This is a genomic window from Corallococcus llansteffanensis, from assembly GCF_003612055.1.
Taxonomy (GTDB): Bacteria; Myxococcota; Myxococcia; order Myxococcales; family Myxococcaceae; genus Corallococcus; species Corallococcus llansteffanensis.
Genome location: NZ_RAWB01000370.1, coordinates 1 through 10,010, shown reverse-complemented (window position 1 = coordinate 10,010; position 10,010 = coordinate 1). Strand labels below are relative to the sequence as shown.

At 71.2% G+C, this 10,010-nt stretch carries 9 protein-coding genes; 4 read left to right on the top strand and 5 right to left on the bottom strand.

Annotation, left to right across the window (positions count from 1 at the left end; genetic code table 11):
- Positions 1–291: 291 nt before the first annotated feature.
- Entirely contained in the window at positions 292–1,125 is an 834-nt protein-coding gene (locus tag D7V93_RS28545) for a dienelactone hydrolase family protein (RefSeq protein ID WP_120646393.1), read from the top strand.
- 13 nt (positions 1,126–1,138) lie between these two features.
- Here D7V93_RS28545 and D7V93_RS28540 read toward each other — a convergent pair whose 3' ends face one another.
- Positions 1,139–1,768 carry a CAP domain-containing protein gene (locus D7V93_RS28540; protein WP_120646392.1) on the bottom strand — a complete coding sequence of 210 codons (630 nt, stop codon included), beginning with the start codon at positions 1,766–1,768 and terminating at the stop codon, positions 1,139–1,141.
- A 120-nt stretch (positions 1,769–1,888) separates the two neighbouring features.
- On the opposite strand from D7V93_RS28540, the gene D7V93_RS28535 reads away from it, so the two are divergent.
- The 3 genes from D7V93_RS28535 to D7V93_RS28525 are packed head-to-tail and all read left to right on the top strand — an operon-like array spanning position 1,889 to position 3,860.
- Positions 1,889–2,101, top strand: coding sequence for a hypothetical protein (locus D7V93_RS28535; protein ID WP_120646391.1), 213 nt, complete (start codon positions 1,889–1,891; stop codon positions 2,099–2,101).
- A gap of 49 nt (positions 2,102–2,150) precedes the next feature.
- Positions 2,151–2,831 (top strand): tetratricopeptide repeat protein, encoded by a 681-nt coding sequence (locus D7V93_RS28530; RefSeq protein ID WP_120646390.1) that lies wholly within the window; start codon positions 2,151–2,153, stop codon positions 2,829–2,831.
- A 51-nt stretch (positions 2,832–2,882) separates the two neighbouring features.
- On the top strand, positions 2,883–3,860 hold the full coding sequence (locus D7V93_RS28525; RefSeq protein WP_120646395.1) for a hypothetical protein: 978 nt from the start codon (positions 2,883–2,885) through the stop codon (positions 3,858–3,860).
- A gap of 15 nt (positions 3,861–3,875) precedes the next feature.
- Here D7V93_RS28525 and D7V93_RS28520 read toward each other — a convergent pair whose 3' ends face one another.
- The 4 genes from D7V93_RS28520 to D7V93_RS28505 all read right to left on the bottom strand — a co-directional run bounded on the left by D7V93_RS28520 (position 3,876) and on the right by D7V93_RS28505 (position 9,976).
- Positions 3,876–4,535, bottom strand: coding sequence for a CAP domain-containing protein (locus D7V93_RS28520; RefSeq protein WP_244237564.1), 660 nt, complete (start codon positions 4,533–4,535; stop codon positions 3,876–3,878).
- 80 nt (positions 4,536–4,615) lie between these two features.
- Positions 4,616–5,944: a DUF1552 domain-containing protein gene (locus D7V93_RS28515; RefSeq protein WP_120646388.1), complete on the bottom strand. Its 1,329-nt coding sequence runs from the start codon at positions 5,942–5,944 to the stop codon at positions 4,616–4,618.
- Positions 5,941–7,608 carry a DUF1592 domain-containing protein gene (locus tag D7V93_RS28510; RefSeq protein WP_244237563.1) on the bottom strand — a complete coding sequence of 556 codons (1,668 nt, stop codon included), beginning with the start codon at positions 7,606–7,608 and terminating at the stop codon, positions 5,941–5,943. Before D7V93_RS28510 ends, D7V93_RS28515 begins: the two co-directional genes overlap by 4 nt.
- Positions 7,609–7,831: 223 nt before the next feature.
- Positions 7,832–9,976, bottom strand: coding sequence for a M3 family metallopeptidase (locus D7V93_RS28505; RefSeq protein WP_208723176.1), 2,145 nt, complete (start codon positions 9,974–9,976; stop codon positions 7,832–7,834).
- Between the last annotated feature and the right edge of the window lie 34 nt (positions 9,977–10,010).

Below are 10,010 nucleotides of genomic sequence, written 5' to 3'. Positions count from 1 at the left end.
CGGCAAGGCCCCGGCCAAGACGCCGCCCCCGCCCGCGACGAAGTAATCACCGACGTACCCATCGCTCCCGCGCCGCGAACGCGGTGACGGGAGCGGCGGAACGAGGGCCGGACGTGGGGGACACCCTCCCTCGCGCCGGCCCTCTTCGCGTTCCAGGACGACACGCTCGCGGCAACCCCCTGGCGCCCCCGTCCCCAGCGCGCTACGCCCGGACACGAGCACGCAACGGGCCCGGCGAATCGATGGAAGAACCCCGGGCCCTGAAAGGACGCGACGACGATGAGGCCGGACATGAAGAGGCTCACGTGGGTGCTGGCGGCGGCGCTGATGCTGGGCGCCTGCGCGACGGGCAAGCCGGCGGAGGTGGCGAACACGCCGTCCGCCACGGGCGCCGTCTCCGAGGAGGAGTTCAAGGCGCTGCACACCCTGCGCACCGACGCGGCCCCTGCTCGCAAGGGCCAGGAGATCGAACTTCCCGGGGGCGCGAAGGCCTACCTGAGCCTGCCAGAGAACGCGAAGGGCCCCCTGCCGGGCATCATCGTCATCCACGAGTGGTGGGGCCTCAACGAGCACGTGCAGCACTGGACGGACCGGCTGGCGGCGGAGGGCTACGCGGCGCTCGCGGTGGACCTGTACGGCGGCAAGGTGGGCACGAACCCCGACGAGGCGCTCGCGCTCGTGAAGGCGGTGGACCCCGAACAGGCGACGAAGACGCTGCTGGCCGCGCACGCGTTCCTCAAGAGCGACCCGCGCATCCAGGCCCCGCGCACGGGCAGCATCGGCTGGTGCTTCGGCGGGGGCTGGTCGCTGCGCACCGCCATGGCGGTGCCGGAGTTGACCGCGGCGGTCCTCTACTACGGCCACCCGGTGACGGACGCGCAGCAGCTGTCCACCATCAAGGCGCAGGTGCTGGGCATCTTCGGGACGAAGGACAAGTCCATCCCGCCGGAGACGGTGCGCGCCTTCGAGAAGGCGCTGGAGGACGCGGGCGTGCGCAGCCGCATCCTGGAGTACGACGCGGACCACGCCTTCGCCAACCCCTCCGGCGCGCGCTACGACGAACGCTCCGCCGCGGCGGCCTGGGCGGAGACGTCCGCGTTCCTCGCGCGCACCCTCAAGCGCTGACGCGGCGAAAGCGTCAGTAGGGCCGCTGGCCCGCGTAGTTGCCCGGCGGCGCGTAGTTGCACACCCAGAAGACCCACGCGGCGCTCCCCCCTCCGAAGGGCGAGCCCGTCGTGCAGCGCTTCACCGCGCAGCCCAGGCGGGTGCTGTTGCGCCACACCACCTGCGTGTAGTGGCCGCAGACCTTGCCCGCCGTGCAGGTGTTCTTCGCGTAGTCGTAGTCCGCGGCCTCGGCCACCCAGCCCGTCACCGTGCCCTTCGTCGTCTGGTAGTCCGACGTGGCCGCGGCGATGTTCTCCCCCGCGTTGCCCCGGTTCGGGTTGTGCTCGAACTTGCAGTTGTCCGCCCACTTCTGGGCGACCGCCTCCACGGTGGCGTCCCAGGTGAGCGGGGCCAGGGCGGGAGTCGGCTGCGGCTGGGCGCTGGCCCGGGCCGCGTTGTGGGCCTCCAGCATGTCGGTGGCGAACTGCGTCGGCCCCACGACGGGCCCCGCGTCGGAGGTGCCCGCGTCGCTCGTGGCGCCAGCGTCGAGGCCCGCGTCCACGGTCGGATCCGGCGTATCCCCGTCAGGGATGCAGGCGACCAGGAGGCACGGGGTGAGCAGGGCGACAGCGGACAGGTGATGGAGGGAGGAGGGACGGCGCATGGGTTCGATTATCCGCGTGCGGGTGGGTGTGCGGGCAAGCGGACAGGAGTCGGTCGCTGCGATGGAAGGCCGCTTGCCGCGCTGTGCTAGGGTGTCCTGTCCAGTCAGGAGAGACGCGACATGAGCCAAGACGAATCCCGCGCGCGCAAGGTCCAGACGGCCCTGGAAGGGAACGATGAGTTCAGCACCTTTTCCATCGACCCCGACCTGAAGAAGCTGAAGATGAAGCTGGACCTCCAGGCGAACGCCCAGCACCAGCAGTCCGGCCGCCCGGAGACCGCGCCCAAGTCGGGCATGTTCATGCGGCTGTTCCACAAGATGTTCCGGGGCTGAGCGTCCCATCCGGGAGTCCTCCGGCGGAGGCTCGGCCCGGCGGAGGGTGATGATGGTGAAGGAGTCCTACCGCGCGCAGTGGGAGCGCTCGCGGGCGTATCTGGAGACGGGGGACCTGGGGCTTGCCCTGCAGGAGCTGCGCGACGGGCTGACGCTGGCGCCGGACGACGCGTTCCTCTGGGAAGAGGTCTTCAACCTGTCGCTGCTCGGAGGCCTGCCGCAGAACGCCCTGGCCGCCGCGGTGCGGCTGCGCGAGCTGGCGCCGGAGAGCACCCGCTACCTCGGCCTGCACGCCATGTCCGCGCTGCTCGCCGGCAAGCTGGCGGACGCGCTGCCCCTCTTCGAGGAGGTGCTCCGGCGCGAGCCCGACTCGGTGGAGGCCCGCCGGCAGCTCGCGCGGGCGCTGGACGTCGCGGGCCAGCGCGGCCGCGTGCGCACGCTGCTGGAGGAGGCTGTGGCGCTGGCGCCCACGGAGACGGGCGCCCCCAACGACCTCGCGGTGTACTACCTGGACCACGTCCCGGGCGAGGGGCCGGCGCTCGCCGTGCGCGTCCTCACCCCCGTGCTGCAGGCGCACCCGAAGGACGCGGCCACGCACTTCAACCTGGCGCTGGCCCTGCGCCTGAGCGACCCGGACAAGGCCCGCTATCACGTGCAGCGGGTCCTGAAGGGTGACGACAAGGAGCTGAAGGAGCAGGCGCGGCAGCTCCTGACGCGGATTCCAGGCTGAACCTCCGGGGCCCCATGTCAGGGGCCCCCGGTGGTGGCCGTCCCGGCGGCCATGGATTTCCAGAGACAGACCCTGAAGACGCGCTCCGCCGTGACCTCCCTGTGCTGGAGCGGCGAAGCGCTCGTGGATCCGGTGGGCGGCGCCGTGCGCTACCACCTGGACGGCACCTGCTTCGACCCGCACGTGCGCTTCGCCTACCGCTTCGACCGCGCGGTGATGTCGCCGGACGGCCGCTACAGCGTGCTGTACGAATCGCTGGGGACGGCGGGGCTGCTGCTCGAAGGCACCCGCGTGGTGCGCCAGCTCCAGCGCGACTTCTACCAGGCGAACGTCTACGACTACCCCGTCGCCCTGCACACGCTCCCGAGCGGCCGCACGCTCCTGGCCCACTGTCCGGAGTCCTACTGCGTGCTGGAGCTGGAGGACGCCGCGACGGGCGAGCGCCTCACGAAGCGCACCAACGACCCGGTGGACTTCTTCCACTCGCGGCTCCAGTTCAGCCCGGACGGGCGCTACCTGTCGAGCGCGGGGTGGATCTGGCACCCGGTGGACGCGATGTCGGTGGTGGACGTGCCCCGCGCGCTGGAGGACCCCGCCGCGCTGGACCGGGGCGACCTGATGGACGGCGTGGAGCAGGGCATGTTCCTGCTCTCCGGGACCTTCGCCCAGCGCGACACGCTCGTCTTCGTCCGCGTGGACGAGTCCCGCGAGGGCGACACCTTCTTCCTGGGCACGTACTCGCTCGCGGACCGGAAGCAGCTGTCGGAGGTGCCGCTGGAGGAGCCCGCGGGCCCGCTGATGGTCGTGGGCTCGGAGCACGTCGTGGACTTCCACCGGCACCCGAAGCTGGTGGAGCGCGCCACGGGCCGCGTCGTGCAGCGCTGGGCGGACCTGGACACGGGCCTGGCGCTGAGCAGCATCCGCCACCACCTGCCGTCCCCGCCGCCGTTCGCGATGGACCCGGCGAACCGCCGCTTCGCGGTGGGCACGGCGGATGGCATCGAGGTCATCACGCTCGCGGCTTCGTAGGGCGTCAGCAGGGCGTCAGTAGGGTTTCTGGCCCACCCAGTTGCCCGGCGGCGCGTAGTTGCACACCCAGAGCTGCCACGTGCCCACGTTCGAGCCGAAGGGCGAGTTCTTCGTGCACAGCCGCGTCGCGCAGCCCACCGCCTTCGTGGTGCGCCACACCACCTGCGTGTAGTGGCCGCACATCTTCCCGGACGCGCAGGTGCCGCGCGCGGGGTCGTAGTCCGCGGACTCGTCCGCCCAGCTCTTCACCACCTGCGCCGTGGTCCAGGTGTCCGGCGTCGCGGCGGCCAGGTTCTCCCCGAACGCGCCCCGGTCCGGGTTGTGCTCGAAGCGGCACTCCTTCGCGTAGGCCTCCGCCTTGCGCGCGGCCTCGTCGGACCAGACCAGCTCCGGCAGCGCGGGCTTCGGCGTGGGACGCGAGGCCCGGGCCCGGGCCTGGTTGTGCGCTGACACCATGTCGCGCTTCAGGTCGGCGGCGGACGGCACGGGCTTGCGGGTGCCCTCCGGCGGCGCGGGGGTGGGCGTGGGCGCGGGCAGCTTGCGCGCGGCGGCGTTGGTCGCGGACCTCTTCGTGGACGCGGACACGGGACGCGCGGACTGCGTACTGGGGACACAGCCGAGCCACGGAGTCAGCAGCAACAGGGCGAGCCCGCGGCGGAACACAGGAAGAGCCATGCGCGGAATCATCCCGCGTCGCGACCCGCCGCGCAGCGACAAGTGAGCGGGACAGGAGGCCCCGGGTGCCTGGGCGGATGCTACCCGTCCAGGCCGGGCAGGGGCCCCGTGCCGTCGTCCCCGAAGGTGTTCGTGGGCACGCCGAACATGCGCAGCAGGGAGATGTATAGGTTGGCCAGCGGCAGGCCCTCGTAGCGGACGTGCCGGCCGGGCGCGATGGCCCCGCCCGCGCGTCCCGCCAGCAGGATGGGCAGGTTCTTGTGCTCGTGCATGTTGCCGTCCGCGATCTCACTGGAGAAGTACACGGCGCTGTGGTCCAGCAGCGTCCCGCCCTCCTCCTGCACGCCCTTCAGGCGCTGGAGGAGGTACGCGTACTGCTGCACCTCCCACCGGTCGATCTTCGCCAGCGCGTCGTAGTTGGCCTGGGCCTTCTGGTGGTGCGAATAGGCGTGGTGCTCACCGGAGAGCCCCAGGAACGAATACACGCGCTGGCTGCGCGCGTTGCCCAGCATGAACGTGCACGTGCGGGTGAGGTCGCATTGGAACGCGAGCACGATGAGGTCCAGCATCGCCTTCGTCCGCTCGCGGAGGTCCCCGGTGTCCTCGGGCGGCGCGACCGCGCCGCACGAGGGGCCTGCGCCCTCCATCGCGTTGACGCGCAATTCCAGCTCGCGCACGCCGGTGAAGTACTCGTCCAGCTTGCGGCGATCCGTGGTGCCCAGCCGCCCCTCGAGCGCCTTCGCGTCGTCGCGCACGGTGTCGATGATGCTCAGGCCATACGCACGCCGCTTCGCCAGCTCCTCCTGGGTGGCGCTGGAGTCGAAGTCCGCGAAGAGCCGGTCGAAGGCGGCCCGGGGCCGCGTCTCCTTGGGCACCGGCGTGGACGGTCCCGCCCAGGCGATGTTGTTCGCGTACGGGCACGCATAGCCGGAGTCGCAGTTGCCAATGCCCTTGCCCGGGTCGATGCCCAGTTCCAGCGACGCGAAGCGCGTGGACTTGCCCACGGCGCGCGCCAGCACCTGATCCATGGAGACGCCGGTGCGGATGTTGGTGCCCTCCGTCTTGCGCGCCTTCACGCAGCTCAGGAACGCGGCCGTCGCGGCGGCGTGGTGGCCGTCGCCGTCCGGCAGGCCCGGCAGGTTGTTCAGCCCGCTGAGCACGAGCAGGTCGCCCTTCACCGGCGCCAGCGACTCGAGCGTGGGCGTCAGGGCCCAGTCCGCGCCCACGGCCTTGGGCGTCCACTTCGGCATGTGGATGCCACAGGGCGTGTAGAAGACGGCGAAGCGGCGCGGCGCGGGAGACGCGGCGCGGGCCACGCGCGGGCGCATGACGTCCAGCAGGGGCAGCGCCATCAGCGCGCCCACGCCCCGCAGCAGGGTCCGACGGGACAGGACGGGTGGGCGACTCATGGCTTCGCTCCTTCCGGGGCTTCGCCACGCCGTTGCAGGAACGCGTCGCTGTGGACGATGGCGAGCAGGTAGTCGGAGAGGCGGCCGCCGCGCGACTCGGCGTCCTTGGAGATGTCGCGCACGGTGCAGCGGTCCGCGTCCTCCGCGCCCCGGCCGAGCGCGTAGGACAGCAGGTGGCGCGTCATGCACGCGGACAGGTCCGGGTCCTGCTTCACCACGGCGCGCAGCTCCACCACGCCCCGGAAGCTCTTCCCCCCGGGCAGCTCCCCGCTGGCGTCCACCGTCGCGCCGCCCTCCTCCTTCACGCGCCAGCGGCCCACCGGGTCGAAGTTCTCCATGCCGAAGCCCAGCGGATCCATCAGCGCGTGGCACCCCGAGCACGACGCGTCCGCGCGGTGCTGCCGCATGCGCTCCTTGATGTTGAGCGTGGGGTCCACCGCCGGGGCCAGCCCACCCGCGTCGGGCGGTGGCGGTGGCGGGGCCTTGCACAGCAGTTGCTCCAGCACCCACACCCCGCGCTTCACCGGCGAGGTGCGGTCCGCGTTGGCGGTGACGGTGAGCAGCGAGCCCTTGCCGAAGAGGCCCGCGCGCTCCGGGTGGCCCTCCAGGCTCACGCGCGTCATCGCGTCGGTGCCCACGGGGGGCAGCCCGTAGTGCGCCGCCAGCCGGTCGTTCACGTAGGTGAAGTTCGCGTCAAGCAGGTCCTTGAGCCGGTGGTCGCCGGTGATGAACTCCTGGAACAAGAGCTTCATCTCCTGGCGCATCGCCTGGCGCAGCGGCTCGTCGAAGCCGTAGTGCGACTCCGGCTGGGCGAAGTCGAGCGCCCGCGTGTAGAGCCACTGGCCGGCGAAGTTGTCCACCAGCGCCTGGGCCCTGGGGTCCGCCAGCATGCGCCGCACCTGCGCCTCCAGCACCTCCGGCTCGTGCAGGCGGCCGGCCTCCGCAGCCTTCAGCAGCGCTTCGTCCGGCATACTGCTCCAGAGGAAGTAGGACAGGCGGCTCGCCAGCTCCGTGTCGCTCACGGGGTGCGGCGCGGTGGAGCTGGGCGTGGGGTCCAGCTCCACGCGGAAGAGGAAGTTCGGCGACACCAGCACCGAGCGCAGCGCCAGCTTCACCCCCACCTCCGGCGCATCTCCTTGCTGCCGCGCCAGCGCGACGAAGCGCACCAGGGCGTCCACCTCGCCGGGCGTCACCGGCCGTCGCCACGCGCGGCGGGCGAAGTCCTGGAGCAGGGTGCGTGCGCAGGGCTCCGGCGCGGCGGGGTCCAGCGCGCAGGTGCGCAGCGTGCCCTTCGCCCACGCGGTCTCCACCAGCTGCTGCGCCGCGCGCGAGTACTTCTCCATCAACAGCGGGGACATGCTGAGCACGTCCGCGTTGTTGTCGAAGCCGAAGCCGTGGTCGTCCGGCGGGAAGTCGGACGCGGGCGCGCGGGTGTCGCCCAGCAGGTCGCGCACGGTGTTGTCGTACTCGGCGCGGTTGAGGCGGTGCAGGGTGACGCGGCCCGGGTCGCGCGGCTGCGAGCGACACTGGACGTCCAGCGGATCCACGGGCGTGCCGTCGGGAGGACCGGGCAGCACCCGGGCCTTCGGCAGGGGCGCGTCGCAGCCCGCGAGCAGCATCCCCGCGAGGGCCACCCCCTTCCATGTCCGACCCCGAACCCTCACGTCACGCACTCCTCCACCCGGCCTCCACACGAGGCCGCCGGTGAGCGCGCTTCAAAGCAAAAGCCTCTCCAACCTTCGGGTGATGACGGCCGGACGGCGGGCTCCATCCCCGGGGCGGGGATGAGCGACCGCGCGGGCCCGGGAGGAGAAGAGAAGTTCCGCGAGCGGGTGAAGCGTGCGCGACGCGGTGGCGAAGCCTGCCACCGCGCCGCGAGGGAGTCGGCTACTTCGTGTCCTTGGCGGTGCCCGTCGTCTTCGCGCCAGCGCCGTCCAGGTAGGCGCGGAAGGCCTCGAAGGCGTACGGCCGGCCGAGGAAGTCCTGCACCAGCTCCGCGGCGGGCTTGGAGCCGCCCGGGTCCAGCACGGTGTGGCGGTACTTCATCGCGGTGTCGCGGTCCAGGTAGCCGTTCTTCTGGAACTCGGACTCCAGGTCCTTCGCGATGACGTTGGACCAGAGGTACGTGTAGTACGCGGCCGAGTACCCATCCAGGTGTCCGAACGCGAGCTCGAAGTGCGTGCCGTCGCGGAACTCGTGGCGGAAGGGGCTGAGCTTCTTCTGCAGCTCCGCCAGGACGGCGGCCGTGTCGAAGCCCGGCGCGCGCGAGTAGTACTGGAGGCTGACCGCGGACAGGAACAGCTGGCGGCGCGCCCACAGGCCCGTGCCGAACTCCTTCGACGCGCGCAGCTTCTCCACCAGCTCCGCGGGGATGGGCTCGTTCGTCTCATGGTGCTTGGCGAAGCTCTTGAGCACCTCCGGCTGCTGCGCCCACTCCTGGAGCAGCATGGACGGCGTCTCCACGAAGTCGCGCTCGGTGGAGATGCCGGAGATGGGCGTCCACTTCTGGTGCCCGGAGAAGACGGCGTGCATCAGGTGGCCGAACTCGTGGAAGAACGTCCCCACCTCGTCGTGCGTCATCAGGTCGCCGGGGCGCGGGAAGTTGCACACCAGCACGCCCTCCGGCAGCCGCTTGTCGGCTTCACCGGTGATCAGGTCGAACTGCGCCGCGTGCTTGTACTTGTCGTTGCGCGGGTGCATGTCCAGGAAGATGCGGCCCAGGGGCTTGCCGCCCTCCAGGACGTCATAGGCCTCCACGTCCGCGTGCCACGTCTTCACGTCCTTCACCGGCTGGAAGGCCACGCCCCAGAGGCTGGAGGTGATGGCCATCACGCCGTCCTTCACCCGCGCGTACTCCAGGTAGGGCCGCACCGTCTGCGAGTCGTAGCCGAAGCGCTCCGCGCGCACCCGGTCCTCGTAGTAGTCCTGGTCCCACGGCTCCACCATGGTGGCGCCCTTCACATCCTTCTTCTTGCGCGCCAGGAGCTCCGCCATCTCCTTCTTCGCGCGGGCCTCCGTGGCCTGCGCCAGCTGGTCGATGAAGTCCGAGGCCGCCTGCTGCGTGCGCGTCATCCGCGTCTCGGTGGTGAAGGCCGCCCAGTGCGCGTACCCCAGCAGCGTCGCCAGCTCGTTGCGCTTCTCGATGAGCTGGGAGAGCACCTCCTGGTTCTTCGGGAACGCGCGCTGCCGGTACGCGCGCCACAGCTTCTCGCGCGCCTTGGCGTTCTTCGCGTACGTCATGAACGGGAAGTAGTCCGGGTAGTTGCTGGTGATGACCACCTTGCCGTCCGCGCCCGGCGCGTGCGCCTTCTTGTAGTCCTCCGGCAGCCCGTCCAGCTCCTTGGGCGTGAAGGCCACGGTGCGGATGTCCTCGGCGATGTTCTGCCCGAACTGCTGGCCCAGCTTGAGGATCTCGTCGTTGAGCGCCTTCACCTTCTGGCGCGTGGGCTCGTCGCGGTCCACGCCCGCGCGGCGGAAGTCCAGCAGCGCGCGGTCCACCCAGTGGCGCGTGGGCTCGTCCGACTTGGACAGGTCCACCAGCGACAGCGCGTCATAGACGCCGCGGTCCTGGGACAGCGCCACGTTGGCCGCGTCCACCTGCTGCTCGCACTCGCGGGCCGCGTCGCGCATGGCGGCGTCCGGGTGCACCTCGTGCGTGAGGCTGGAGCGGTTGGACGCGTTGATGAGCGCCGTCTGCGCCTCGTCATACGCCTTGAGCACCGCCTGCCCGTTCGTCTTCGCGTCCAGCTTCTTCAGCGCGACCACCTGTGCCTGGGCGCGCTCCAGGTCCGCCTTGCACAGGGCCTTGAAGGCGTCCGGCGTGCCCGCGAGCGCGTCGGAGCCCTTGAAGGGCGCCAGCTGGGTCTTCGCCGCGTTGGCGGCGATGCGGGCCTGGGCCTCGCGGTTCTGGGTGATGCTGCCGTTGGAGCAACCCGTCGCGGCGAGCGCCGCCACGATGGTGAGCGCGGGGATTCTCAAAGGGGCTTCCTCCACAAATGGACTGACGTGAAACGCCGGCCCGTCATGCCACATCCCCACCCCTCTCCGCCCGTCCGCAGTGAACGGC

Excerpts from the sequence above, each read along its gene's own strand:
- D7V93_RS28540 (WP_120646392.1), bottom strand. The coding sequence starts at position 1,768 with ATGCGCCGTCCCTCCTCCCTCCATCACCTGTCCGCTGTCGCCCTGCTC.
- D7V93_RS28520 (WP_244237564.1), bottom strand. The coding sequence starts at position 4,535 with ATGGCTCTTCCTGTGTTCCGCCGCGGGCTCGCCCTGTTGCTGCTGACT.
- D7V93_RS28505 (WP_208723176.1), bottom strand. The coding sequence starts at position 9,976 with ATGTGGCATGACGGGCCGGCGTTTCACGTCAGTCCATTTGTGGAGGAA.
- D7V93_RS28535 (WP_120646391.1), top strand. The coding sequence starts at position 1,889 with ATGAGCCAAGACGAATCCCGCGCGCGCAAGGTCCAGACGGCCCTGGAA.
- D7V93_RS28530 (WP_120646390.1), top strand. The coding sequence starts at position 2,151 with ATGATGGTGAAGGAGTCCTACCGCGCGCAGTGGGAGCGCTCGCGGGCG.
- D7V93_RS28545 (WP_120646393.1), top strand. The coding sequence starts at position 292 with ATGAAGAGGCTCACGTGGGTGCTGGCGGCGGCGCTGATGCTGGGCGCC.
- D7V93_RS28525 (WP_120646395.1), top strand. The coding sequence starts at position 2,883 with ATGGATTTCCAGAGACAGACCCTGAAGACGCGCTCCGCCGTGACCTCC.
- D7V93_RS28515 (WP_120646388.1), bottom strand. The coding sequence starts at position 5,944 with ATGAGTCGCCCACCCGTCCTGTCCCGTCGGACCCTGCTGCGGGGCGTG.